Source organism: Sulfuricaulis sp., assembly GCF_040901545.1.
Taxonomy (GTDB): Bacteria; Pseudomonadota; Gammaproteobacteria; order Acidiferrobacterales; family Sulfurifustaceae; genus Sulfuricaulis.
The window spans coordinates 1-24,582 of the sequence record NZ_JBBDYL010000043.1; the positions used below are offsets into that span (position 1 = coordinate 1).

Genomic DNA, 24,582 nt, shown 5'->3' on the forward strand with positions numbered 1-24,582 from the left:
TGGTGCCGGTGGCCGGAGTCGAACCGACGACCTACTGATTACGAATCAGTTGCTCTACCAACTGAGCTACACCGGCCTCGTCAAATAGCTGCGGGCCGGAAGTATAAGCCGGTCCCGAGGGCGAACCAACAGATCGATTAATCGCGTCGTTAACAATTACTTTTCGGGACTCAGCCGCACGATTACATCGATTCCTTCAAGTTTGGAACCCGTGGGCAGTGGAGGAAGGCCGGATACGCGAATCTGATCGGCGCTGATGTCCGTCAGCGCGCCGGAAGCGACATCGTAGAAATGGTGATGCGGCTGCGTATTCGGATCGTAGAAAATCCGCGCCGGATCGGCGATCACCTCCCTGATCACCCTTTTTGCCGCAAACAGTCCCAGGGTGTTGTAAACCGTGGCTTTGGACACATGGCGATTTTCCGCATTCACCAAACGAAAAACGTCCTCCGCTGAAAGGTGCGCGCAGTGCTTGAACATCGTGCGCGCTATCAATACCCGCTGGGTTGTCGGCAGGATGTCATGCTGTCGCAGGAGTGCGGCCAAATCGGCGTCAGATGCGATTTTCAGCTCTGTCTTCATTTAGAATCATTTTAAATTAGTTGCCGAATATTGTCTAATTTTGAGGATTTATCTAAATGTTTAAGGTTAAATAGGGGAATATTATGTAACCGCAATGAAAATACATGAAATTAATGTCTATTGCGCATATCTGTCATCAATTTCACCATACCGCTCGTCTGCCGGTTAATGCCTTTCGTACCTCAATCTCACACGCTGCAACAAATATTCTTTCCATGGTGATGCCCAATTACCCTGACAATTCGCGGCAATTGCGGACTTTGGATCTGCGATTAAACTTAAATGAGTAGGGAAGGCTCAATTACCAAAATCCCTTGGTTTTGAGGCTGAAATGCAAGGTACCATGTATTACTGCCAGCAAACATCAGTAAATGAATCCCCAAAGGCATGTCCTTTTGTCTGCCAAATATCGCCGTTCGTCTGTCCGTATATGGCGGGCGTCATTCCGTTCGTCAGATACAAACGACCGTTTGTCGGTATCAGAGGTTTTACACTGGTTGAATTGATAGTGGTCCTCACGATTGCCGGAATCCTGGTGGCCATTGCTGGCCCTGCCATGCAGAGATTTGTTACCAGCAACCGGCTGACCTCGCAGGTTAACGATGTGATGGCCGACATTAACCTTACGAGAAGTGAGGCCATCAAGCGTGCCACCGATATGGTGATCTGTGTCTCCACAACCGGGACCAGCTGTGCCGTCGGCGGAAACTGGACCAACGGTTGGATCATCTTTTTTGTCTGCCCTACCCCCACCACGGACCCGGATTGTCCTGCCGGCACCAACCGAGTGATCAAAACACATGAAGCACTCACAAGCGGTAATCGGCTAACAGTAGAGCAAATTGTTGCCGCCACCAATACGCCTTCGGCCACGGATACGGTCACATACAGCCGCAGCGGTTCTTTTTCGACAGTAAACTTCAGGTATCGCTTCACGGTGTGTGATCCAGCCCGAAGAAACTCCCGAATCATCGATGTTTCGGTTCTCGGCCAAACAGCTATATCCAGTGGAACATGCGTATGACACATAAAGAAAAATTCAATATCGCCTTCCAACATCGGGGTTTCTCGCTCATCGAGGTTCTGGTGGCGCTGCTGGTTTTGTCAATTGGATTGCTGGGTCTGGCGGCGTTACAAACCACTTCTCTGCAGTACAACACGGGTTCGTACTTCCGTACTCAGGCTACTTTTCTTGCCTACGACATCATCGATCGCATGCGCGCGAACACCGCCGCCGTGGTCGACAGTGACAACAACGGCTATGACCAACCGACCACAACCAACGTAATACCACCCGTTAATTGCGACACAACCAATTGCACGAGCGCCCAACTGGCGCTCTACGATGTCAGAAAATGGTATGACAGAATCGTCGCCGTGCTGCCACAAGATGCCACAACCACTCCACCGACCATTCAGATAGACGCGAACAGGAGAGTGACTATAAGAATTAACTGGCAAGAACGGGATTTAACCAAGCGACAAGATTGGGTAATACAGTTATGAGGCCATTCCAACGCAATGCGAAAACGAACCGTGGCTTCAGCCTGGTGGAGCTGATGGTGGCGCTCACCCTGGGGCTGATCATCCTCTCGGCCGTATCCATGTTGTTCGTGAGCAGCAAGAAAACCTACACCAGTCAGGATCGTCAGGCGCGGTTACAGGAAAATTCACGCTTTGCCATGCATTTTATTGTCAAGGATTTGCGGTTGGCGGGTTATTACGGCTGCGTGGATGAAATCAATCCGGACACGGTCAACGTTACATTGAACAACCCGACGGGTTTCGTGAACAACGTCCAGATTCCGCTTGAAGGGCTGAATAACGCCACGGGTACCTGGTATCCCTCGGGCGATACCACGCTCCCGCCCGGAATCCTGCCGGGTACCGATGCCGTTACCGTTCGTTCCGCGGATGCCACCAGTTCGATATATATCGAAGCCGAAATGCCGAATTCCTCCGCAGTGCTAGATGTCAATTCCGTAGCCGGACTCAGTGTGGATGACATTATCATGGTATCGGATTGCGCCAGTGCCGATGTAATGCAAGTGACCCAAGTGATCAATCAAGGAACCGGAACGCTGAAGGTTCAGCACAATCCCGGCGGTGCCAGTCCACCGGGAAATTCCACCCAAAAACTGAGCAAAGCCTACAGCCCCTCCACCGACGGGCAGGGGACACGGGTAATGAAATTTACTACCAAGCAATATTTCATCGCGACGGGAGCCAGCGGCAACCCGGCCTTGTTTCGCAAGGATAACAATGCCGCGGCGGTTGAGTTGGTTGACGGCGTTGAAAACATGCAAATCCTGTACGGCAAGGATACCGATGGCGACAAGGTGCCCAACATTTATCTCGCGGCCGGCGCGGCCGGTGCCGCCGGTCTCGGTCTCCAGTCAGCCGCGGACTGGTCGAGCGTCGTCAGTGTCCGTATCGGCATTCTCGCCAGAACCGTCAGCGACAAGGACACCGATGTCGACACTAACTCATATGATGTCGATGGTAATTGTGCCATAGCAGCACCTAAAACAGATCCGTGCTACGAAACTCCTGCACAGAATGATCACCACAAACGCCGCGTATTCCAGGCCGTGGTCCATTTTAGAAACCTATGATGAACAGGCATTCCATATTACTCAATAACATCCCGGCGCTGCATCGAGCGGGGAGCCAGCTTGCCGTTCCGGTGAGCCGGTACCAGCGCGGCACCGCGCTCATCATGAGCATGGTTATCCTGCTGATCCTCACCCTTCTGGGAATAACCGCCATGGGCACGTCTTCGCTGGAAGAAAAAATGTCCGGAAACACGCAGGAAATCACCCGCGCCTTCGAGTCCGCGGAATCGGGCCTGATCGAGTGGTCGAACACGCCGGGCAGCATCGTCCTCCAAGGCGTGACAACCAGCCCGAAGTACGCATATGGAAATTACGGCAGCGCCGTCGTTACCAGCAAATTTATTCAAATGACCCCGCCAAAACGGGGTTCCGGCTACGGCAGCAATTTCGAGGCCGCCAATTTTGAGCAGGCTAGCACCGGCACCACCGTGGTCGGCGCCAAAGCCGTAATCCATCAGGGCCTGGCCCAGATCGTACCCAAGGCCAATTAAGTTCATTACGCAACAGGCAGGTAAGTGATATGACTACAGATCTCCATTCCATCAAACGTATTTTCCGCGCCCTGTTGGCTGGGGCATTGGTTGCTTTATCGGGCGTCCAGCCCGTTAATGCCAAGGATACGGATATCTATCTGCTTGCGCCAACGACCTCCACGGATGACAAACCGAACATCATGATCATCCTCGACAATTCGGGGAGCATGAACACGACCATCAGCAGCACGCGGCCGCCCTACGATCCCGCAATCGATTACTGCACCGGCGATCTCGACACACTGACGGGTGTTGCGGGCGCGAATGGCGGCAAACCCAGCAACTGCTCAAGCATCGGGGGCCGGATCTACTGGTCATTCAATGCCAGCCCGCCGAGCATGAGCTCCAGCCAGTGGTTCACGGATACCAAGAATGAATGCCTGGCCTCGCTCGATCCCGCTTCGGGCCTCGCCGCCTCCGGCAGATTCGCCGGGACAAAAATCGCGCGCTGGCATGGCCTCGGCAGCACTGCCAACCGTAACTGGAAAACGCTGTCGGGTAAAACCGACAGCAACATCACTTTTGTGGATTGCCAGGCCGACGGAACGACGGATGGACAAACCGCGGGGGATAACACGTTTCCACGCGACTCAACCAGCATTGCCTATACCTCCACTTCGAGCCAGGCTTTCAACTGGAACGGATTTACTAGTTCCGCTTCGCCGACGCTGTTTACGGCGAACTACATGAACTACTGGCATAACTCCGCGCTGCTGGTAACGCTCACGCGCATGGACGTGGCCAAAGCCGCGGTCAAAAACCTGATTGACGCCAATATTTCCGTGCGTTTCGGATTGATGGCCTTCAACAATAACAATCAGACCCCGCATGGCGGGCGTGTGCTGATGCGTATCGACAACATGGACAACGCCCGGCGTACCGCGATGAAGAACATCGTGGACAGCCTGTCACCAGACACGTTCACCCCGTTGGCGGAAACGTTATGGGAGGCCTATCGCTACTTCGCCGGCCTGTCTGTCACCTACGGAAACCCGTCACCGGAGCAGACACCACACCAGGATTCCTGTGCCCAGAACACCTCGAACGCCGCGTGCGATAACGGCGGTTATTACGACGCCATCGCCGCGGGTTTGCCGGCGTACAACGACGGCACCTACATCTCTCCCTACAAATTCGGCTGCCAGGCGGCATACATCATCTATGTGACCGACGGTGACCCGACCAACGATACGGACGCCAATGGAAGCAGCCGCATCACCGGCCTGGCGGGGCTTAGCGTCTGCGACGGTTCCAGCTGCCTGGATGACCTTGCCGGATGGATGCGCAACAACGATGTCTACAGCGGCCTGCCCAGTCCTCAAGTCGTCAAGACCTATACTATCGGTTTCGGCACGGGCATTTCCGCCGCCGGCCTGGCGCTGTTGCAGGATACGGCGACGGAAGGCGGTGGCACGTATTTTCCCGCGGAAGATTCCGATAAGCTTTCGATAGCGCTCCAGAGCGCGATCAACGAGATCACGGAAGTGGATACCTCCTTCTCCGCGCCCAGCCTGTCGGTCAACGCGTTCAACCGGCTGTTCAACCGCGACGATATCTACTTCGCGCTGTTCAATCCTTCCAGCACCCAAGCCTGGGACGGCAATCTCAAGAAGTTCAGACTGTGCAACAGTTCCGACGTAACCGCTTTCGGTTGTGTTTTCGGCGAAGTTATTGACGTGAATAATGTCGCCGCCATCGATACGTCGATTGACCCAACGACAGGCAAACCGAGGAACAAAATCAAAGATACCTCCGTGAGCTACTGGGGCAGCACCGCAGACGGTTCGGATGTCACCAAGGGCGGGGCCGGCGCGAAAATCACGGATAACACCAAGGTGCCCCGCACGCTGCATACCTATCGCGGCAGCTATAGCGGCCTGACCGCCTCGTCTCCGGCCACCCCGGTGACAATTGTCGCCACCTCGGGCAACTCCGTGTACGACGTCGCCATCAATGATCCGACGATCCTCGGTCTAACGGACACCAGCGGCAGCCCCTCCACCACCAATGCCGCCGACACGGCGGAGGTCGCCACACTTATCAAATGGATGCGTGGTCAGGATGCATACGATGATGACGCCGACGGCAACACGGATGAAAGCCGGGTGTGGAACTTTGCCGATCCGCTGCACAGCCGGCCGGTGGCATTCAGCTTCGGCGCCGAATTGTCAGCCGGGGTTCCGGATCCGAACAAGCCGGTCATCAAACTGATCGTGGGCACCAACGACGGCTTGGTGCGCATCATCAATAACAGCACCGGCGTGGAAGAATGGGCGTTTATCCCGAACGAGCTGCTGAAATACCAGCGCGATTTGTCGCAAAACAACAATGGCGACCATATCTACGGAATGGACGATTCGCCGGCGTTCCTGGTCATTGATATCGACCACGATGGCATGATCGAACCGGCCGATGGCGACAGGGTGTATATGTTCATCGGCATGCGCCGTGGCGTGGTCGATCCGGCGACGAATCGCGGTAATATCTACGCCTTCGATCTCACGCCCGCGGCCACGATGACCCTGCAAACCGACACGGTCACGCCCAAGCTGATCTGGGTCATCCAGGGTGGCGTCGGGAATTATGCCCAGCTTGGCCAGACCTGGTCGCGTCCACTGGTCGCGCGCATCCGCGCCAAGTGCAGTCCGCCCAGCGCTTGCGATGACGGCGATCCGGCCACCAATGACAGTGAATCCAGAATGGCGCTGATCTTCGGCGGGGGCTATGACATCAACCAGGACAACAACATCCCGGCCGGTACGGATCTCATGGGCAACGCCATCTATATCGCCGATCCGTTCACGGGTCAGCGGTTATGGTGGGCCAGCAGTGACACCGGGGCCGCGCTGGTGCTTCCCAAGATGCAATTCAGCATTCCGTCTGAGGTAACCGCCCTGGATACCAACGGTGACAAGTCAGTCGACCGCCTGTACGTCGGTGACACCGGCGGGCAGCTGTGGCGCATCGATCTGGGAGACCAGATCGGCGCCGTCAGTGACGGCTCATCGGGCTATATGTTCGCCGACATCGGTTGCGACAGCACCAGCACCACGCAGCGGGTGCATGACGCCGCCGGCGCCTGTCCGGTCGGGGCCACTATCCAGGGCATGCGGAAATTCTTCTATCCGCCGGACGTGGCGCAGGTCAAGGACGGTCTCTACTCAAGCAATGAGAACTACGACCTGGTGGCCATCGGTTCGGGTGACCGCGAGGATCCGCTGGATCTGCTGACCTCGAAGCCTACCGCGGATTTCCCCGTCCATAACCGTATCTACGCCTTCCGGGATTACGACTACCGGTCGGGCGCCCCAACGACCACGCCGACGACGCCGATCACGGAATTCGTGATGTACGACGCGACGGCGGACAATTTGGGAACGCTCACAGGCGCGGCGCTCCAGAACGAGATTGACACGAAAGTCAAAAACAGCAAGGGGTGGTTTATCGATCTCGTGGAGCCGAGCAACGTCACCCTGTTGAACGGCCTGAGCTCGACCTGGGCGGGAGAAAAAGTGCTGGCGAAACCCATCATTTTTGACGGCGTGCTGTTCGTCACCACGTTCTTTCCCGCCAACCAGAATACGGTAACGTCCGCCTGTTTGCCGAATGAAGGCGAAGCGCGTACCTACGCCCTGAAATACCTGACCGGTGAGGCCAATTACGATCTGGACAATGATGGATCGATCGAGCGGTTTGCCGTGGTGGGCGGTGGTATCCCGTCCGAAGTCGTCATTGTCATCCGTGACGGTGGCGTAACCGGCCTGGTGGGTACCAGCGGTGGCGCGGGAGCCGTCTCTGTCGGCGGTTCGCCACCCCGATACAAGACATTCTGGTGGGATGAATAGTCTAAAATAGTATCAATGATGTTCGCTGCAGCCATCTCCTCCGCGCGCGGAGGAGATGGCTTTTTAAGCGCATGCCTTTGTCCGGAGAGCTACAGAATGAAACGCGCATCCTCTAACGGCTTCACGCTCATCGAAATGATGATTGTGGTGGTGATTATCGGCGTACTCGCCAGCATCGCCTATCCCGCCTACAACCGATATTCCACGCAAACACGGCGCTCCGACGCCAAGATTGCCTTGACTCAGGCCGCGAGTTCACAGGAACGGTTTTACTCGGATTGCAACTGGTATGCCACCAATCTTACCGGTGCACGTGCCTGCGGAGCCGCACCGGCAGATGTGAATGCAAGACTCAATCTTCCGGCCACTTCACCCGATGGGCATTACACTTTTTTACCCATAACCGCCGGTAACATTGCCGGCGGTTGTGCCACGTTCTCCTGCGGTTACACTATCACCGTCACGCCAACCGCCGGTGGACGTCAAGTCGGCGACGGGGCGTTCCGGATCGATGCCCTCGGGACGAAACAGTGGGATCGCAATAACAGCGGCACATTCGATGCCAATGAGAACACCTGGGGGAAGTAAATTAATATTACGCTGAAGCTAAACGGGCATCGTTGCTGACAACGCTCATCAAGTCTGGATACGCAATTCCTTCGGCACGGGAAACACGACCGATTCAATCCTGGCCCCCTCTTCCTCGATAATTTCCGCCCCCCATTCGCGCAAATGCGCGATCACCTGCTGTACCAATTGCTCCGGTGCCGAGGCGCCGGCGGTCAATCCCACTTTTTTAGCGTCTGTGAGCCATTCGCACTGAATATCCTCAGGGCCGTCAATCATGTAGGCGTGCACCCCGAGCACTTCCGCCACTTCACGCAGACGGTTGGAATTAGAGCTGTTGGGCGAGCCCACGACCAGCACCACGTCGACCCTTTTGGCGAGCGCCTTGACGGCATCCTGGCGGTTTTGCGTGGCGTAACAGATATCGTCTTTCTTCGGCCCCTTGATGTAGGGGAAACGCGCGCGCAGCGCCGTGACGATTCGCGCCGTGTCGTCCATGGACAGCGTGGTCTGGGTTACATAAGACAGATTAGATTCATCCTGCACGCGTAATTTGGCGACGTCTTCCACCGATTCGACGAGGTGCATGCCCCCGTCAGCCTGCCCCATCGTGCCCTCCACTTCAGGATGTCCCGCGTGGCCGATCAGAATACATTCCGTCCCGTTGCTGCGGTGACGGACCACTTCCATGTGCACCTTGGTGACCAACGGGCAGGTAGCATCGAATATGCGCAACCCCCGCTTTGCGGCCTCGTCCCGCACCGCGCGGGAAACACCGTGGGCACTGAAGATGACCGTCGCGCCGGAGGGAATCTGCTCGAGCTCATCGACAAACACCGCCCCTTTCGTGCGCAGATCGTCCACCACGAACCGGTTATGCACCACTTCGTGACGCACGTAGATGGGCGCGCCGAACATTTCGAGCGCGCGTTCGACGATTTCAATGGCGCGATCCACGCCGGCACAGAAGCCACGGGGGTTGGCTAAATAGACCTGCATGCGGCAATAATACCCTGTTTTCCAAACGTAATCAGCGTGCTGAAATTACCTGAGGTTGAATTAAACCGCGGAAAGCATTCTGCCGGCCGTAACGAAATACGCCCGGCATAGCCGGGCGTATGTTGGATAAAAACGGTTTACTTTTTCCTGGCGGGGACAGTCGAAATGACCGGCTTGCTGGCTTTATGGTCATCCTGACACTTCAGCATGCATGTTTCATAGGCCAGGCTATCCTGGTGTACCTTGCAACCACTCTGACAAAGCCTGACGGGATCCTCAGCTTTGTCTTTAGGAGAATCCGCCGCCCCGGCCGGCATGGAAATCAAGGCCCATCCAGCCACGGCAAGAATAGTCAGAATAATATTACGCATTTGCCGAAACTCCCATGTGAAAATAAATTTTATGATTAAAGTATTTGATTCAGTTGGTGAAATCCAACTCTATTGAGTCTAGCTCCAGAAAAACCTGTGTCCACCACAAGACGACCGGCGGCAAGCCGGGATTGAATTTCAAGATTTTCCCCGACCGTACAAACCAAGCGCATCGATTACCAGAAATACCGCGCCCACGGTAATCGCCGAGTCCGCGACATTAAACGCCGGCCAATGCCAGGCGCGGTAGTACATATCAATGAAATCAATAACATAACCGTGAATAAGGCGATCGGTGAGATTACCCAAGGCGCCGCCCAATATCAGCATCAACCCCAAGGCAAGCAGCAATTCCCTGCGATGCAATCGCGAGATCATCCACAGAATAAAAATACTGGCAATCACGGCAACAAATATGAAAAAAGCATTCTGCCAGCCGTCGGCGCCACTCAGGAAACCGAACGCCGCACCGGTGTTGTGGACGAGCACCAAATTCAGGAATGGGGCGACTTTAACCTCACCCTGTCGCAGCAGGTAATCCGTGGCAAGGTATTTTGTCAGCTGATCGAAGACATAGACAACCAGGACAACCCATGAAAGCCGCCACATCAAGCGTAACTCCGCGCTTCACCGGCGCCGACGACATTCTGCACGCATCGTCCGCAAATTTGGGGATGCTCCTTGTTCGCACCCACGTCCTCGCGGTGATGCCAGCAGCGGATACACTTGGGGTAAGTGGATGGCGCGACCCGAAGCGTCATTCCTTTTATTTCCGTTTCGACAGCATTGGATTTATTCTCCGGCAAAGGATGTAACCGTACATAAGAGGTGATAAACACAAAACGCAGTTCGTCACCCAGCCGCCGCAAGCGTTTCTGCCAGGATTCATCGCAATAAATATCCACTTCCGCATCGAGGCCGGAACCGATGTCACCAGCCACACGCAATTTTTCCAGTTCCCTGGCCACTGCCTGACGCACGGTCATGACGTAGTTCCAATAGGAACGATCGACGGCGGCGTCATCGATAACCGGAAACGAATGCCATGTTTCCAGGAACACCGAGGCGTTTTTCCTTTCCGGCATGTGGTGCCAGATTTCTTCCGCCGTGAACGACAGCACCGGGGCAAGCCAGCGAACCAAGGCCTCGAGGATATGAAACATGGACGTTTGCGCCGAGCGCCTTCCGCGGCTGTTGGTCGGCATGGTGTACATCCGGTCCTTGAGGATATCGAGATAAAATCCGCCCATGTCGACGACGCAGAAGTGATGCACCTTCTGGTAAATCAGATGAAACTGAAACTTTTCGTAGGCCCCGAGAATTTCGTTCTGCAAATCGTGCGCGCGCTGCAGCGCCCACTGATCAAGAGCAAGCATGTCATTGACAGGCAATTGCCGCGTCTCGTCAAAGCCGGAAAGATTCGCCAACAGATAACGCGCGGTATTGCGGATGCGCCGATAAGAATCAGCCATGCGTGTCAGGATCTCGTCGGAAATGTTCATTTCGGCGCTGTAATCCGTCGCCGCCACCCACAGGCGCAATATATCCGCGCCCATGACTTTAATAACCTTCTGCGGAACAATGACGTTGCCCATCGACTTGGACATTTTTCTGCCCCGGGCGTCGACGGTGAAACCATGCGTCAGCACCCCCTTGTACGGCGCGCGCCCGTGCATAGCTACCGAAGTCAGCAGCGATGACTGAAACCAGCCGCGGTGCTGATCCGAACCTTCGAGATACAGATCGGCGGGAAACTGCAATTCCGGACGGCGCTCCAGCACACTGGCATGCGTCACGCCGGAATCGAACCAGACATCGAGCGTATCCCCGGTTTTTATGTAATTCGCCGAATCCGTGCCGAGGAGGTCCTCCGGTTTCAGGTCAAACCAGGCATCAATGCCGCGTTTTTCCACGCGTAAAGCCACTTCCTCGATCAACCGGCTGGTATCCGGGTGGATCCGGCCTGTCTGCCGATGAACGAAGAGTGGAATGGGGACGCCCCAAGCGCGCTGGCGGGAAATACACCAATCGGGGCGGTTATCCACCATGCCCTGAATACGCGCCTGGCCCCATTCAGGAACCCAATGAGTGGCGGCGATGGCGCGCAAGGCCGGCTCGCGCAACCGCTCCATGCTGATAAACCATTGCGATGTCGCGCGAAAAATGATGGGGGTCTTGTGGCGCCAGCAATGCGGATAGCTGTGGTTCACGGCCGTCACGTGCAGCAACGCCCGCCGCGCCTTGAGCACCTCGATGACATGATCGTTGGCCTTGAGCACATGTTCGCCGGCAAAAATGTCGGTGCCGGGAAGAAACTTGCCGTCATCGCCGACCGGGTTGTCCACCGCAAGCCCGTAGCACTCGCCGACAACGTAGTCCTCCAGCCCGTGTCCCGGGGCGGTATGCACCGCGCCGGTGCCGGCGTCGGTTGTCACGTGATCGCCGAGAATGATCGGGACCTCGCGCGTGTAAAACGGATGTTTCAGCTTTACGCCTTCCAGGTCCTTGCCGAGGCAGTTGGCGATCACGCGGTAATTTTCGATCCCGCACCGCCCCATCACATCCTTGACCAGAGGTTCAACGATGATCAGCCGCTCGTTGCCTTGCGGTCCGTTGCATTGCAGTATCACGTACTCCAGGTCCGGATGCAGGGCAACCGCCTGGTTGGCGGGAAGCGTCCACGGGGTTGTAGTCCAGATGACGACGCTCAAGGGACCCTCGCCGCTGTGTCCCGGCACGTGCTCACAACGCGCGAGCAGTGACGCCGGATCGACCGCGGTGAAACGCACGTCAATCGCCGGAGAAGTCTTGTCGATGTATTCCACTTCCGCCTCGGCCAGCGCGGAACCGCAGTCACTGCACCAATGCACCGGCTTGTGACCGCGCACCACGTGACCGTTGGCAATGATGCGCCCGAGCGCACGGATAATGTCGGCCTCAACGGCAAATTCCATCGTCAGATAAGAATGATCCCAGTCGCCGACCACGCCCAGTCGGATAAAGTCCTCGCGCTGTCGAGCTATCTGTGACTGGGCGTATTCGCGGCAGGCCTGGCGGAATTTAGCAGGCTCCACGACAACGCCCGCCTTGCCGATTTTTTTCTCAACGGCATGTTCGATGGGCAGCCCATGACAATCCCAACCCGGCAGATAAGGGGAATCGAATCCGCTCAGGATCCTGGATTTAACGATGATGTCCTTGAGCACTTTGTTGACCGCATGCCCGATGTGAATATCGCCGTTGGCATACGGCGGACCGTCGTGCAGGACAAATTTCGGACGGCCCCGACCCTGCTCGCGCAATTTTTTGTAGAGATCAATTTCCTGCCAGCGCTTGAGCACTTCCGGCTCACGCGTGGCAAGATTGGCCTTCATGGGAAAGCCGGTCTGCGGGAGATTTAGCGTGTGCTTGTAGTCATTCACCAAAACACCTTGGGAATATCAGGCGGTTTTCTCGCGGAAGTCGTCATTCTGTCGCCGAGGATGATAATCCCGGAAAAAACGGCGCACATCCATCACATCCTTTTCAATCCACCGGCGCAATTCATCGAGCGAGTCAAATTTCTTCTCATCGCGAAACTTGTGAAGGAAATTGACATGTACGTATTCGCCATATATTTCTTCATTGAAATCCAGCAGAAACACCTCGAGTAACGTGCGCGTGCCGCCCACCGTCGGCCGCGTGCCGATGTCGGCGGCGCCGGCAACCGGTTCGGTTTTCAGGCCGAAAACCTCCACGGCGAATATGCCCTTGATCGGGGTTGCCTGGCGGTGCAGGTGAATATTCGCCGTCGGAAAACCAAGCGTGCGTCCAAACTTGTCGCCGTGCGCCACGCGCCCGCACATGCGGTACGGACGCCCCAGCAGTTTCTCCGCCTTGGCCAGGTCGCCGTCCGCCAGCGCGGCGCGGATGCGCGTGCTCGAGACGCGTTCCCCGTCAATCGTCACGGTGTGCATGTTGACGACCTGGAAACCGTACTGCCGGCCGGCCGCCGCCAGCATGTCAAAGTCCCCGCGGCGTTTGTGGCCGAAACGAAAATCATCCCCCACGACGAGATAGCGGATATCCAGCCCGTCAACCAGCAGGCGCCGGACGAATTCATCCGGCTGCATGGCGGAAAAGTCAGCGGTGAAACGCAGGCACAACACCCGATCCACGGAAAAACGCCGCAGCGCCTGCAGTTTTTCACGCAGGCGCGTCAGCCGCGGAATGGCGTCATCCGGCTGAAAAAACTCCTGGGGTTGCGGTTCAAACAGGATAACCTGGGTGGGAAGGCCAAGCTCCTCGCCTTTTTCCGCCAGTTGGCCGATCACCGCCTGATGGCCGAGATGGACACCGTCGAAATTTCCGATCGTGGCGACACATCCGCGATGTCGCGGCTTGAGGTTATGCCACCCGCGTATGAACTCCATGGGATCGTTCAGGTTATTACATTGGACAAACGGGGAAGGTTACCGTCTCGGGAACGCCAGAACAAGCGGCCGGGCGGTGGAGTGTCAGAGATGGGCCCAGTCCGGATCGATTTCCTCGATGATGTCCTGCAACGCGCGACGCGAGCCGAAACCTTCATGATAGCTGTGGTAGTGGCTGATGCGCAGTTCCGGAAATTTCCAGCAGAGATACCCGTCACCGGTGTCGAAATCCGCCAGCCACAGTCCCTTGACGACAAGTCCCAGCCGCTCCATCTTGCCCATCCAGCGCCGGACGATGACTTCATACTGTTTTTCCACCTTGCGAGTCAGGGGATTGCTGGGCAGCATGGACTCCAGCGCGGTGCGGACGGGTTCCAGTTCGCGGTAGGCGTCCTCCGTAATCTTCCAGACGAGCGGAAACAGTTCTTCTGCCTCCGACAACGTGAACACGCGCGGATCGTTGCACGCCGAAATCTGGTAAATCTGTGCTGCGTTCGTCATCCGTCTACGTCCCCTCACCCTTCTTAAGCAGTAATTGTGCCAATCGTACACCGATAGCCAATACGGTCAATAAATACACTACGGCGCCCGTGACAATCCATATTGACAAACGGTATGCCCTTTGCCAGCCGGATGCCTGCAGCCAGTAGTCGATATCTCCCGTGCCCCAGTAAAGCACCATTCCCATAACGACGCTGGCAAAAAAAACGCGCGCGAGGAACAACCACCATCCCGGTAACGGGTAATAAATATTTCTTCGACGCAAAATGAAAAAAAGCATTCCGGCATTTAGGAAAGCGGCCAGAGAAATCGCGAGCGCGAGACCCACGTGCTTGAGCGGCGCCACCAACAGCAAACTCAAGATAATATTGACACCCATGGCCAGCGCACCGATGCGCATGGGTGTTTTCGTGTCTTGACGTGCATAAAAACCCGGTGCCAGCACCTTGATCAGGATAAATCCCAGCAAACCGAATGCAAACGCCATCAGCGCATTGGCGCTCATCACCACGTCGTTCGCGCTGAATGCACCGAAATGAAAGAACGTGGCCAATAGCGGTGCCGCGAGCACCACCAGCGCCACACTGGCCGGCACCGCAATCAGGAAAACCCATCTCAAGCTCCAGTCAAGCAATTGAGAAAATTCTTCATGCGAATTCCGCGTATACTGGCGCGCCAGGCTCGGCAAGATCACGGTGGCCAGTGCGATGCCGAAAACACCCAGCGGGAATTCCATCAACCGGTCCGAATAATAAAGCCAAGAGACGCTGCCCGTTATCAGGAATGACGCCAGCAGCGTATTCACCAGCAAGTTGATTTGCGCGACCGAGACGCCGAATATCGCCGGCAACATTAGCTTGAAGACCTTCGAGACCCCGTCATGGCGTGTGCGTGTAGTAAAACGCGGGCGCGGCAGCATTTTGATCCGGCGCAGAAACGGAATCTGAAACAGCAACTGTACGACTCCGGCAATGAACACGCCCCAGGCGAGCGCCACCACCGGCTCGTCGAAACGCGGTGCCAGCCACACGGCAGCGCCGATCAGCGAAAGATTGAGCAACACCGGCGTGAAGGCGGCGGCTCCGAATCGGCCGTATGTATTAAGAATGCCGGCTGCCATGGCCACCAACGAGATGAAAAAAATATAAGGAAAAGTGATGCGCAGCAGCTGGACAGTGAGGTCGTATTTGTGCGGTTCGCCGACAAAGCCCGGCGCCAGGATCATCACCAGGATCGGCGCGGCGATGATCCCAACCAATGTGATCACGAACAGGATCAGGCCGAGGATTCCGGCCATGTTGTCGACAAACTCGCGCGTTTGTCCGCCATCCTCCTTGGTCCTGTATTCGGCAAACACGGGCACGAAGCTCTGGGAAAACGCGCCTTCGCCGAAAATACGCCGCAGGAAATTGGGAATGCGGAAGGCAACGTAGAAGGCATCCGCGGCGACGCCGCTTCCGGCGCCGATGAGACCGGCAAACAACATGTCCCGAATGAGCCCGGTAATCCTCGATAACAGTGTCATGCTGCCGGTGACAGCCGTGGATTTCAGGAGTTGGCGGCTCACGGGCGAAGCGGGGTTGTCGCAGAGACACTTAACGTATCTCTGCGCCGCTGAGCGCCCGGCCACGGATGGCCGGGCTGGGGACTATCGAAGTCATGATCCCGCGCCATGGATGGCTTGTAAGCTGGTCAGAGTGTGAGAGCGATAATACAGGATGTCACCGGGCTGCCCCAACCGCTGTCGCGCCCCCTGAATAACGCCGGATAAAACGCCGGCGGGATTGACAAACATGTCTGAAATAAGCATAGTTGCGCGCTTTTCGAGGCGTTCCCAGGAGAACTGTTTTGGCCAATACCGCACAGGCAAAGAAACGCGCTCGCCAGGCAGAGACGCATCGCGCGCGCAACACCGGGCAACGTACCGAGCTGCGCAGCCAGATCAAGAAAGTCCGCACGGCAATCGCCGCCAAAGACAAGGTTGTCGCACAGCAGGCATTCCGCGAAGCGGGCTCCGTCATTGATCGCATGGTCGGAAAAGGCCTGTTGCACAAAAATGCCGCAGCGCGTTACAAAAGCGGGCTCAATCAGCAATTGCGAACGCTGACGTAATACTAAAAGCAGTAGCAAAACATAAAAGGCCGGAGACACCGGCCTTTCAATCAACTCCCCGCGAATAACAACACCACAGAGGCCACCGTGGCCTTCGATTATTTTTTCTTACGAATCTCCTGTCTACTTGACAACACCAGTCCTCGTTGTTTCAGGCAGGGGAATTATTCCGGTTACAACACGACCATGTTGTCGCGATGGATCAATTCAGGTTCATCCACATACCCAAGGATGGATTCAATCTTGTCGCTGGCCTTGCCGATGATGCTCCCCGCTTCTTCCGAGTTGTAATTCACCAGGCCGCGCGCCACTTCGCGCCCTTCGGGATCGAGACAGGAGACAATTTCCCCGCGTGTGAACCTGCCGTCGACTGCCTTCACCCCGACCGGCAGCAGGCTTTTGCCTCCTTCACGGATAACCTTCGCGGCGCCCGCGTCGAGTTTCAAGCTGCCGGCCACCCGCTCGTGGCCGGCCAGCCACTGCTTGCGCGCCGCTACGCGTCCCTGCACAGCCTTGAGATGGGTACCCAAAGCTTCCCCGTTCAGCACACGTTGAATCACGTTCTCAACCCGGCCCGATGCGATTACCGTGGAGGCACCCGAGTGAGCGGCCTTTTCCGCCGCGAGAAGTTTGGTGCGCATCCCTCCGCGGCCGAGCGTTCCCGATGCGCCGGCCATGGAAAGCAACTGGCGATCGCCGGCGACGCCTTCGTAAACCAGCTTGGCATCCGGATCCCGCCGGGGATCGTGGTCATAAAGCCCATGCTGGTCCGTGAGAATGAGCAGCAAATCGGCTTCCACAAGATTGGCAACCAGTGCCGCCAGGGTATCGTTGTCGCCAAAACGGATTTCTTCCGTGGCAACCGTATCATTCTCGTTTACCACCGGAACCACGCCCAGAGTCAGCAGCGTACGCAAAGTGCTCCGGCCGTTGAGATAGCGCTGGCGATCCGCGAGATCATCGTGGGTCAGCAGCACCTGTGCGGTGTGCAGTCCATGGCGCTGAAACGCGGCTTCATAAACCTGGACCAGGTTCATTTGCCCGACGGCCGCCATCGCTTGCAACTCAAAAAGCGCATGCGGGCGAACCGTGCGGCCCAGCCGCTGCATTCCGGCCGCCACGGCGCCGGATGTCACCAGCACGACTTCAAGACCGCGCGCGCGAAACTGCGCCAGCTGCGTGACCCAATCCTGAATGCCTTCATGGTTTAATCCCTGGCCATCGCGAGTCAGCAGTGCGCTGCCGATTTTAACCACGAGACGGCGGATATTCTTAAGCGATGCGCGCGCGGCGTTACCCATTTCGCGTCACCGTTCTTTGCTTGGTTTTCTTTTTCATATTTTCCAGCCGCTGCATCAGGGACATGGCCAGTTCGCGGCAACCTTCGCGGTTGATCGCGGAGATTCTATACACCGGACCTTTCCATTTCAGCTTTTTGACCAACCGGCTCACACGCAACTCGCGTTCATTGTCGGGCAGCAGGTCCATTTTATTCAGCACCAGCCAGCGTTCGCGCCGGTGCAGTTTACGGGATATTCCCGGCTTTTTAGCGCCCGAAACTTTCCCGCGTTCGGGACCCGCGCCAAATTGTCTCAGTTCGGCTGCAATCGCCTCGATGCCCGCCACGGGATCGGTGGCCGGCTCAAATGGTGCCATGTCCACCATATGCAGCAGGATCCGCGTGCGCGCCAGGTGCCGCAGAAACCGGTGACCGAGACCCGCGCCTTGGGCAGCACCTTCGATGAGACCCGGCAAATCAGCAACCACGAAGTTTCGACCCGGTTCGATAGGTACCACACCCAAATGCGGATGGAGCGTGGTGAAGGGATAGTCGGCGACCTTGGGACGTGCCTCCGACACCGCGCGCAGAAATGTTGACTTGCCGGCATTGGGCAATCCGAGCAAACCGACATCCGCGAGCACCTGAAGTTCAAGCGCCAATTCGCGGTGTTCTCCGGGACGGCCGGGGATGGTCCGCCGTGGGGACCGGTTGGTGCTCGATTTGAAGCGCGTATTTCCCAAACCACTCTTGCCGCCGTGTGCCACGAGCAGGGTCTCGCCGTCATGGGTAATTTCTCCAATGAGTTCCTCTGCCTCGGCATCCATCACCCGCGTGCCGAGGGGAACCGGAATATAAAGATCTTCACCGGATTTTCCGGTGCAATTACCTCCGCCGCCCTTGGCTCCGTTCGCGGCGCGATAAACGCGCGTGTGGCGAAAGTCGACCAGGGTATTCAGCGCCTCCCGGCCGATAAGGAAGACGCTGCCGCCGTTTCCTCCGTCACCGCCGTCCGGCCCGCCGCGGGGAACAAATTTTTCGCGCCGGAAAGATAGCGCGCCGTTCCCGCCGTGGCCGGCCTCGACGCGTATGGTCGCTTCATCAACAAATTTCATATCACTTTTCCACCATCGAGACCGCAGTGTACAAATAAAAAACCCCGCCATGTTGCCAGGGCGGGGTTAGGCGATGCGAACGTAAGGTAAGCGTTTCAGCCCGGGACGATGCTTACCGTTCGGCGGCTCCGCGGCCCCTTGATTTCGAATTGTACCCGTCCATTTACCTTGGCGAACAGTGTATCGTCTTTGCCGATACCGACATTGGTTCCCGGATGAAATGCGGTGCCACGCTGGCGAACGATGATATTGCCCGCCAGGACCTGTTCGCCGGCGTAACGCTTGACACCGAGCCGTTGAGCCTGGGAATCCCGACCATTGCGCGAGCTGCCACCTGCTTTTTTATGTGCCATAAAAAATTTTCTCTGTATTTTAGTATTACTTGATGCCCGTAATTTCCAGTTCGGTGTAATACTGACGATGACCCGTGGTCTTGCGATAATGCTTACGCCGGCGCATCTTGAACACCCGGATCTTCTCGCCGCGACCGTGGCTTTTCACCTTGGCGGTGACTGTCGCTTCGCTCAAAATCGGATTGCCAACACGCACCCCCTGGTCATCGCTCACCATGAGCACCTGGTTAAGGTCCACGGATTGTCCTTCGGTGACATCGAGTTTCTCAACCTGGATGATGTCCCCCGGTGAAACCCGGTACTGCTTGCCGCCGCTCTCGAACACCGCGTACATGAATTCAGCTCCTGGAGATAACTTAGCGTAAAAATACGCTTAATTGCCGCTAAAAGGGCGGCAATTCTAACGATTAGCGCTTATCAGGTCAAACCCCGACTGCTTGACGGGTTTAAACCCAGCCCCTAGCATGCCGCCGAACCCAGACCACCATGAAATCCATGGATTTTGAAGCCATCAAGGCCCTCGCCCAGGGCGAGCTGCGGGCGGTCGATATCGAAATCGAAACGCGGCTGCTATCCGATGTCGCCCTGATTAACCAGATGGGTTCCTATATTGTCCACAGCGGCGGTAAACGCCTGCGGCCAATTCTGGTATTGCTGGGAAGTCGCGCTTTCGGCTACGAAGGGTCGGCGCATATCCGGCTGGCTGCCATCATTGAATTCATTCATACCGCCACCCTGCTGCACGACGATGTAGTCGATGCCTCGGAGCTGCGCCGCGGACACACCACCGCCAACACCATCTGGGGCAACGAAGCGAGCGTCCTCGTGGGCGATTTTCTCTACTCACGCGCCTTCGAGATGATGGTTGAAGTGGGCAGCATGCGCGTGATGGAAATTCTCGCTCATACTACCAACACCATCGCCAAGGGCGAGGTCATGCAATTACTCAATTGCCACGACCCCGATACTTCCGAGGAACATTACCTCGAGGTGATCCGGAACAAGACCGCCAAACTTTTCCAGGCGGCGGCACAGCTCTCCGCCGTCATCAGCAACCAAAACCAGGAAATCGAACAGGCCATGGCGCTATACGGCATGCACCTGGGCACCGCGTTTCAACTCATCGATGACGTGCTCGACTACGGCAGAGACAACCGCGATCTGGGCAAAAACATCGGCGACGACCTCGCCGAGGGTAAACCCACGCTGCCGCTCATTCATACCTTGCGTCAGGGCACCAGCCACCAGCGCAACCTGATTCGAATTGCCATCGAGGAAGGCGGGCTCGCCCAACTCGATGAGGTCATGAACGCGATTGAATCAACGGGTTCCATCACGTACACTGCGCGCCGGGCTGAAGACGAGGCTTCCCGAGCCATGGCGGCCCTGGCCAACATTCCGGATTCGCCCTATAAACAAGCGCTTCTCGATCTGGCCCATTTCTCCGCGCATCGCAATTATTAGGTATCAACGGGGTGTAGCTCAGCCTGGTAGAGCACTTGCTTCGGGAGCAAGGGGCCGGAGGTTCAAATCCTCTCACCCCGACCAACTGATACATCTTCGAATATGGGACAGCTGTTACGCATCATCATCGTACTGATCGGATTGTGGCTCGTCCTGCTGATTATCAAGCGCGCGCTGGCTTCGCGCCGGAAACCGCCGCCAACACCCGCCACGCTCGATAACATGATCGCATGCGACCACTGCGGCGTGCACATACCGGAATCGGAAGCCCTACACAACGGAAAGCAGCGTTATTGCTGCGAAGAACACCGGACAGCCGCGAAAAAACCCTGACTCCCTGCTGTTTCCTGACCGGGATTCAGTTTTACCAGTGTCATTAAAAAGCCTTACATATCCAAGTAAAAAAGCTGACAATTTTTGCCACCCCCCCTTTTCTGTGCTATTTCAGTAAAGGTATGACAGCTATGGAAAGCGTGCTCCCGCATCCCGGACCAAGCCTGGCCGAAGGTAAAGCCGCGGTCGCGGCCCAGAACTGGAAGCTTCTCAAATATTTTAACTACTATCGTGTGGCAATCGCGCTGTCGGCAGCGGTGATTGCCATTTTCCTGGGAAAATTCACGCCATTCGGTGATACGCACCCGTGCTTATTTCTCAGCGCGAGCATGGTCTACGCCATCATCAGCCTGACGGGGGCCCTAGCCATCCTCTGGCAGACACCGGACTATGAAAGCCAGGCGACGCTGCTCTCCTTTTCGGACATAACCCTGTTGACAATCATCATGCACGCCAGCGGCGGATTGGCGAGCGGCCTGGGTTTGATGCTGGTGGTGGCCGTCGCCGGCACCAGCCTGATGCTCGGGAAACGCATGACGATTTTTTTTGCCGCGCTGGCAACCATTTCGGTGTTGCTGGAACATTCCTGGGGCTGGCTTACCGGCGCAGAAAACGTCAATGCCGACTTGTTTCTGGAATATCCGCAAGTCGGTTTGTTCGGCGTGGGACTTTTTGCCACGGCCTTTTTCGGTTATTTGCTCGCGACACGTCTGCGCGCGACCGAAGAACTCGCCCAACGCCGGGGCGTGGATGTGGTCAATCTCACCCAACTCAACGAGCTGGTCATTCAGCGCATGCAATCCGGCGTGGTGATTTGTGATCCCCAGGGAACGGTTCGCATGATGAATCAGGCCGCACAACGGTTCCTTGGTCTGCGCAACGAGGCTGAAAAAAAATCACCGTTGAGTGAGATTTCGCCGGAACTTGCGATACAGCTGTTCCAATGGCTGGGGCACGGTTCCGCGAGCCGGACACGCAAAGTGTTCACCTCCCGCGTGGGGTACTCACTATTGCCGCGCTTTGTCACGCTCGGCTCGGACAAGAATTCGGTCAAACTGATTTTCATTGAAGACATGTCGCTCCTGAAACAGCAAGCCCAGCAACTGAAAATGGCGGCGCTTGCGCGGCTGACCGCCAGCATCGCGCACGAAATTCGCAATCCGCTCGGCGCCCTCACCAATGCCGCACAACTGCTCGGCGAAACGACAGGCTCAGAAAGTGCGGAAGAAAAGCGTCTCGTAAAAATCATCGAAGAACAAAGCAGGCGCATGAATGTGATCGTGCACAACGTCACGCAACTCAGCCGGCGTGACCGAATCAGCCCCGTCAAGCTGGATCTGGAACCGTGGTGTGAGGATTTCTTGCGCCAGTACTGTGATACGATATCCATTCCACGCGCGGCATTTGCCCTGCAAGGGTTACCGGGCCTGTCGGTTTGCGTGGATCCGGACCAGCTTTACCAGATCATTTCCAATCTTTGCCAGAATGCGCTGCGACACAGCCCCCCCTTTACGGGAACCCCCTTGATCAAGTTGCAGGGGGGCCGGGAAAGCGAAGACCGGCCCACGCTCGATGTCATTGATTGGGGTACCGGGGTCAATCCCGAGATTGCGGACAACATTTTCGATCCGTTCTTCACAACCACCCCGAAAGGTACGGGGCTTGGCCTGTATATCGCGCGGGAATTGTGCGAAGGCAACGGCGCATCACTGAATCATCACCCGGGCGAAGGTGGTGTGGGATGCCGTTTCCGCATTACGTTTGTGCGCGCCGAGGACTGCACCGAGTTGGGATCGCTATGAGCAAGACCAAAAGCCAGATTCTGATCGTCGACGACGAACCGGATATCCTCGAAGTCCTTGAACTCACGATGGGACGCATGAACCTTGAGACAAGAACCGCCGCCAATATTGAAGAAGCGCGTCATTTGCTGAATAAATACCAGTTCAACCTGTGCCTGACGGACATGCGCCTACCAGATGGAAACGGTATTGAACTGGTCCGCCACATACAGGAAAACCATCCGTACCTGCCGGTGGCGGTGATCACCGCTTTCGGCAACATGGAAACGGCGGTGGCCGCGCTGAAAGCCGGCGCCTTCGATTTTGTATCCAAACCACTCGACCTGAACGACCTGCGTAATATCGTCCGGTCCGCGCTGCGGGTTGGACCGCCGACCGTTGCCAAGGCTTCCATCAACAACGATGAGGCCACAAGTATCACCGCCAAAAAAATGCTGGGGGCTTCTCCCGCCATAGAGAAGGTCCGGATTATGATCGAGCGGCTGTCCCGCGGCCAAGCCCCAGTTTATATCGCCGGAGAATCCGGTACCGGCAAGGAACTCGCGGCGCGGCTGATTCATGAACTCGGTCCGCGAGCCGACAAGCCGTTCGTGCCGGTCAACTGCGGTGCTATCCCCGAAAGTCTGATGGAAAGCGAATTTTTCGGTCACAAGAAAGGCAGTTTCACCGGCGCGGTGACGGACAAGGATGGGCTATTTAAGGCAGCCGACGGGGGTACGCTTTTTCTCGACGAAGTCGGAGATCTGCCCTTGTCCATGCAAGTCAAATTGCTGCGCGCAATCCAGGAAAAGTGCGTCCGTCCGGTCGGCTTTCAGAGCGAAATCAAAGTAGACGTGCGCATCCTTTCCGCCACGCACAAAAACCTGCATGATCTCGTGGGGCAAGGAAAATTTCGCCAGGATCTCTACTACCGCCTTAATGTCATCGAGTTGATCATACCTCCGTTACGCGAGCGCATCGAAGACATTCCCGTACTCGCCGAGGCCCTGTGCCGGAAGCTGTGTGACAACATGGGGATGAAGCCGCCGCGTCTGACCTTGGAGGCGGCTCAATTGCTTCAGCATTATGCGTTCGCCGGCAATGTTCGGGAACTTGAAAATATTCTGGAACGGGCACTAACAATGTGTAATGGAACCGAAATTTCAGCGCCGGATTTGCAGCTTCAGGCCGCAGAACCCGTGGCCAGCGAGCAAACCGTGATGAGCGGCAAGGAATCGCTGGACGATTATCTGGAGCGCGTAGAACGGGCCACGATCGAGAAGGCCTTAGCCCAGACGCAACAGAACAAAACGGCCGCCGCCAAGCTTTTGGGAATCAGCTTCCGTGCCCTGCGCTACAAGCTGGAAAAACTGGGGATTGAGTGACTTGGCTGACAGACTACGGCAGCCATGACGAAATATGGCAGTGGAACCACGAAAAAAGACTATGGAAATCAAGATAGATAAAGTGGTATTGTAAAATAATCCTTTGTTTTCAATGGGCCAAACGCAACCTTCCGCATACGTTACGAGGAGTTGCTTTGGCATAATTGATGCAGCTTTTATAGGTCCAGGAGTATTGGGAAACATTAGGACTGTCGTTCAAGGAGACGCTATTGTGAGCCGGGCACACGCTGAATTGACTTCGGGGGTGGCTCTGCTAATTAGATATATGAGGATGTCACGGAAAGCATCGGCACGGCGCGAGGAACTGCCCTGAC

The 24,582-nt window shown here is 56.4% G+C and carries 23 protein-coding genes and 2 tRNA genes; 12 read left to right on the forward strand and 13 right to left on the reverse strand.

Going from position 1 to position 24,582, the window contains the following annotated elements:
- Together WD823_RS07785 and WD823_RS07790 are read right to left on the reverse strand one after the other, a co-directional pair.
- A tRNA-Thr gene (locus WD823_RS07785) sits at positions 1-76 on the reverse strand.
- Between the two features lie 80 nt (positions 77-156).
- Positions 157-582, reverse strand: coding sequence for a Fur family transcriptional regulator (locus WD823_RS07790; RefSeq protein WP_368428926.1), 426 nt, complete (start codon positions 580-582; stop codon positions 157-159).
- 331 nt (positions 583-913) lie between these two features.
- On the opposite strand from WD823_RS07790, the gene WD823_RS07795 reads away from it, so the two are divergent.
- From WD823_RS07795 to WD823_RS07820, 6 genes are all read left to right on the forward strand, one after another.
- Positions 914-1,606: a GspH/FimT family pseudopilin gene (locus WD823_RS07795; RefSeq protein ID WP_368428927.1), complete on the forward strand. Its 693-nt coding sequence runs from the start codon at positions 914-916 to the stop codon at positions 1,604-1,606.
- Entirely contained in the window at positions 1,603-2,088 is a 486-nt protein-coding gene (pilV, locus tag WD823_RS07800; protein ID WP_368428928.1) for a type IV pilus modification protein PilV, read from the forward strand. The genes WD823_RS07795 and pilV overlap by 4 nt, the downstream gene beginning before the upstream one ends.
- Complete coding sequence (locus tag WD823_RS07805; protein ID WP_368428929.1) at positions 2,085-3,197, forward strand: PilW family protein; 1,113 nt, start codon at positions 2,085-2,087, stop codon at positions 3,195-3,197. Before pilV ends, WD823_RS07805 begins: the two co-directional genes overlap by 4 nt.
- On the forward strand, positions 3,194-3,688 hold the full coding sequence (locus tag WD823_RS07810) for a PilX N-terminal domain-containing pilus assembly protein (RefSeq protein ID WP_368428930.1): 495 nt from the start codon (positions 3,194-3,196) through the stop codon (positions 3,686-3,688). The genes WD823_RS07805 and WD823_RS07810 overlap by 4 nt, the downstream gene beginning before the upstream one ends.
- Positions 3,689-3,717: 29 nt before the next feature.
- Entirely contained in the window at positions 3,718-7,575 is a 3,858-nt protein-coding gene (locus WD823_RS07815) for a pilus assembly protein (protein ID WP_368428931.1), read from the forward strand.
- Between the two features lie 96 nt (positions 7,576-7,671).
- Positions 7,672-8,163 carry a type IV pilin protein gene (locus tag WD823_RS07820; protein WP_368428932.1) on the forward strand — a complete coding sequence of 164 codons (492 nt, stop codon included), beginning with the start codon at positions 7,672-7,674 and terminating at the stop codon, positions 8,161-8,163.
- A gap of 48 nt (positions 8,164-8,211) precedes the next feature.
- Here the strand turns inward: WD823_RS07820 and ispH are convergent, their stop codons facing one another.
- The 7 genes from ispH to murJ form a co-directional block, all read right to left on the reverse strand.
- Entirely contained in the window at positions 8,212-9,141 is a 930-nt protein-coding gene (ispH, locus tag WD823_RS07825) for a 4-hydroxy-3-methylbut-2-enyl diphosphate reductase (protein WP_368428933.1), read from the reverse strand.
- Between the two features lie 137 nt (positions 9,142-9,278).
- Entirely contained in the window at positions 9,279-9,512 is a 234-nt protein-coding gene (locus WD823_RS07830) for a hypothetical protein (RefSeq protein ID WP_368428934.1), read from the reverse strand.
- Positions 9,513-9,650: 138 nt separating this feature from the next.
- Positions 9,651-10,121, reverse strand: coding sequence for a signal peptidase II (gene lspA / locus WD823_RS07835; protein WP_368429030.1), 471 nt, complete (start codon positions 10,119-10,121; stop codon positions 9,651-9,653).
- Positions 10,121-12,934, reverse strand: a complete 2,814-nt coding sequence (ileS, locus tag WD823_RS07840) for an isoleucine--tRNA ligase (protein WP_368428935.1) — start codon at positions 12,932-12,934, stop codon at positions 10,121-10,123. Before ileS ends, lspA begins: the two co-directional genes overlap by 1 nt.
- Before the next feature lie 18 nt (positions 12,935-12,952).
- Positions 12,953-13,924, reverse strand: coding sequence for a bifunctional riboflavin kinase/FAD synthetase (ribF, locus tag WD823_RS07845; RefSeq protein ID WP_368428936.1), 972 nt, complete (start codon positions 13,922-13,924; stop codon positions 12,953-12,955).
- An 84-nt stretch (positions 13,925-14,008) separates the two neighbouring features.
- On the reverse strand, positions 14,009-14,425 hold the full coding sequence (locus WD823_RS07850; protein ID WP_368428937.1) for a DUF2203 family protein: 417 nt from the start codon (positions 14,423-14,425) through the stop codon (positions 14,009-14,011).
- 4 nt (positions 14,426-14,429) lie between these two features.
- Positions 14,430-15,992, reverse strand: coding sequence for a murein biosynthesis integral membrane protein MurJ (gene murJ / locus WD823_RS07855; RefSeq protein WP_368428938.1), 1,563 nt, complete (start codon positions 15,990-15,992; stop codon positions 14,430-14,432).
- A 281-nt stretch (positions 15,993-16,273) separates the two neighbouring features.
- On the opposite strand from murJ, the gene rpsT reads away from it, so the two are divergent.
- Positions 16,274-16,537, forward strand: a complete 264-nt coding sequence (gene rpsT, locus WD823_RS07860; RefSeq protein ID WP_368428939.1) for a 30S ribosomal protein S20 — start codon at positions 16,274-16,276, stop codon at positions 16,535-16,537.
- Between the two features lie 173 nt (positions 16,538-16,710).
- Here the strand turns inward: rpsT and proB are convergent, their stop codons facing one another.
- From proB to rplU, 4 genes are all read right to left on the reverse strand, one after another.
- On the reverse strand, positions 16,711-17,838 hold the full coding sequence (gene proB, locus WD823_RS07865; RefSeq protein WP_368428940.1) for a glutamate 5-kinase: 1,128 nt from the start codon (positions 17,836-17,838) through the stop codon (positions 16,711-16,713).
- Positions 17,831-18,931: an Obg family GTPase CgtA gene (gene cgtA / locus WD823_RS07870; protein WP_368428941.1), complete on the reverse strand. Its 1,101-nt coding sequence runs from the start codon at positions 18,929-18,931 to the stop codon at positions 17,831-17,833. The genes proB and cgtA overlap by 8 nt, the downstream gene beginning before the upstream one ends.
- 95 nt (positions 18,932-19,026) lie before the next feature.
- Positions 19,027-19,284 carry a 50S ribosomal protein L27 gene (gene rpmA / locus WD823_RS07875; protein WP_368428942.1) on the reverse strand — a complete coding sequence of 86 codons (258 nt, stop codon included), beginning with the start codon at positions 19,282-19,284 and terminating at the stop codon, positions 19,027-19,029.
- 25 nt (positions 19,285-19,309) lie between these two features.
- Positions 19,310-19,618, reverse strand: a complete 309-nt coding sequence (gene rplU, locus WD823_RS07880) for a 50S ribosomal protein L21 (protein ID WP_368428943.1) — start codon at positions 19,616-19,618, stop codon at positions 19,310-19,312.
- A 161-nt stretch (positions 19,619-19,779) separates the two neighbouring features.
- Between rplU and ispB the strand changes: the two genes are divergently transcribed.
- The 5 genes from ispB to WD823_RS07905 all read left to right on the forward strand — a co-directional run bounded on the left by ispB (position 19,780) and on the right by WD823_RS07905 (position 24,247).
- The gene (ispB, locus tag WD823_RS07885) at positions 19,780-20,748 is read left to right on the forward strand and encodes an octaprenyl diphosphate synthase (RefSeq protein WP_368429031.1); all 969 of its coding nucleotides are present in this window, start codon (positions 19,780-19,782) and stop codon (positions 20,746-20,748) included.
- A gap of 7 nt (positions 20,749-20,755) precedes the next feature.
- A tRNA-Pro gene (locus WD823_RS07890) sits at positions 20,756-20,832 on the forward strand.
- A gap of 18 nt (positions 20,833-20,850) precedes the next feature.
- The gene (locus tag WD823_RS07895) at positions 20,851-21,081 is read left to right on the forward strand and encodes a PP0621 family protein (RefSeq protein WP_368428944.1); all 231 of its coding nucleotides are present in this window, start codon (positions 20,851-20,853) and stop codon (positions 21,079-21,081) included.
- Between the two features lie 122 nt (positions 21,082-21,203).
- Positions 21,204-22,883: a PAS domain-containing sensor histidine kinase gene (locus WD823_RS07900; protein WP_368428945.1), complete on the forward strand. Its 1,680-nt coding sequence runs from the start codon at positions 21,204-21,206 to the stop codon at positions 22,881-22,883.
- A complete protein-coding gene (locus WD823_RS07905; protein WP_368428946.1) occupies positions 22,880-24,247 on the forward strand; it encodes a sigma-54-dependent transcriptional regulator in 1,368 nt (455 codons plus the stop codon). Before WD823_RS07900 ends, WD823_RS07905 begins: the two co-directional genes overlap by 4 nt.
- Positions 24,248-24,582 lie beyond the last annotated feature (335 nt).

What these genes read in the sequence shown, in the direction of transcription:
- WD823_RS07850 (WP_368428937.1), bottom strand. Translation starts at nt 14,425, where the DNA reads ATGACGAACGCAGCACAGATTTACCAGATTTCGGCGTGCAACGATCCG.
- WD823_RS07905 (WP_368428946.1), top strand. Translation starts at nt 22,880, where the DNA reads ATGAGCAAGACCAAAAGCCAGATTCTGATCGTCGACGACGAACCGGAT.
- lspA (WP_368429030.1), bottom strand. Translation starts at nt 10,121, where the DNA reads ATGTGGCGGCTTTCATGGGTTGTCCTGGTTGTCTATGTCTTCGATCAG.
- rpmA (WP_368428942.1), bottom strand. Translation starts at nt 19,284, where the DNA reads ATGGCACATAAAAAAGCAGGTGGCAGCTCGCGCAATGGTCGGGATTCC.
- ribF (WP_368428936.1), bottom strand. Translation starts at nt 13,924, where the DNA reads ATGGAGTTCATACGCGGGTGGCATAACCTCAAGCCGCGACATCGCGGA.
- WD823_RS07790 (WP_368428926.1), bottom strand. Translation starts at nt 582, where the DNA reads ATGAAGACAGAGCTGAAAATCGCATCTGACGCCGATTTGGCCGCACTC.
- rplU (WP_368428943.1), bottom strand. Translation starts at nt 19,618, where the DNA reads ATGTACGCGGTGTTCGAGAGCGGCGGCAAGCAGTACCGGGTTTCACCG.
- proB (WP_368428940.1), bottom strand. Translation starts at nt 17,838, where the DNA reads ATGGGTAACGCCGCGCGCGCATCGCTTAAGAATATCCGCCGTCTCGTG.
- WD823_RS07895 (WP_368428944.1), top strand. Translation starts at nt 20,851, where the DNA reads ATGGGACAGCTGTTACGCATCATCATCGTACTGATCGGATTGTGGCTC.
- ispH (WP_368428933.1), bottom strand. Translation starts at nt 9,141, where the DNA reads ATGCAGGTCTATTTAGCCAACCCCCGTGGCTTCTGTGCCGGCGTGGAT.
- ispB (WP_368429031.1), top strand. Translation starts at nt 19,780, where the DNA reads ATGGATTTTGAAGCCATCAAGGCCCTCGCCCAGGGCGAGCTGCGGGCG.
- WD823_RS07815 (WP_368428931.1), top strand. Translation starts at nt 3,718, where the DNA reads ATGACTACAGATCTCCATTCCATCAAACGTATTTTCCGCGCCCTGTTG.
- WD823_RS07810 (WP_368428930.1), top strand. Translation starts at nt 3,194, where the DNA reads ATGATGAACAGGCATTCCATATTACTCAATAACATCCCGGCGCTGCAT.
- cgtA (WP_368428941.1), bottom strand. Translation starts at nt 18,931, where the DNA reads ATGAAATTTGTTGATGAAGCGACCATACGCGTCGAGGCCGGCCACGGC.
- pilV (WP_368428928.1), top strand. Translation starts at nt 1,603, where the DNA reads ATGACACATAAAGAAAAATTCAATATCGCCTTCCAACATCGGGGTTTC.
- WD823_RS07900 (WP_368428945.1), top strand. Translation starts at nt 21,204, where the DNA reads ATGACAGCTATGGAAAGCGTGCTCCCGCATCCCGGACCAAGCCTGGCC.
- WD823_RS07795 (WP_368428927.1), top strand. Translation starts at nt 914, where the DNA reads ATGCAAGGTACCATGTATTACTGCCAGCAAACATCAGTAAATGAATCC.
- WD823_RS07805 (WP_368428929.1), top strand. Translation starts at nt 2,085, where the DNA reads ATGAGGCCATTCCAACGCAATGCGAAAACGAACCGTGGCTTCAGCCTG.
- WD823_RS07830 (WP_368428934.1), bottom strand. Translation starts at nt 9,512, where the DNA reads ATGCGTAATATTATTCTGACTATTCTTGCCGTGGCTGGATGGGCCTTG.
- WD823_RS07820 (WP_368428932.1), top strand. Translation starts at nt 7,672, where the DNA reads ATGAAACGCGCATCCTCTAACGGCTTCACGCTCATCGAAATGATGATT.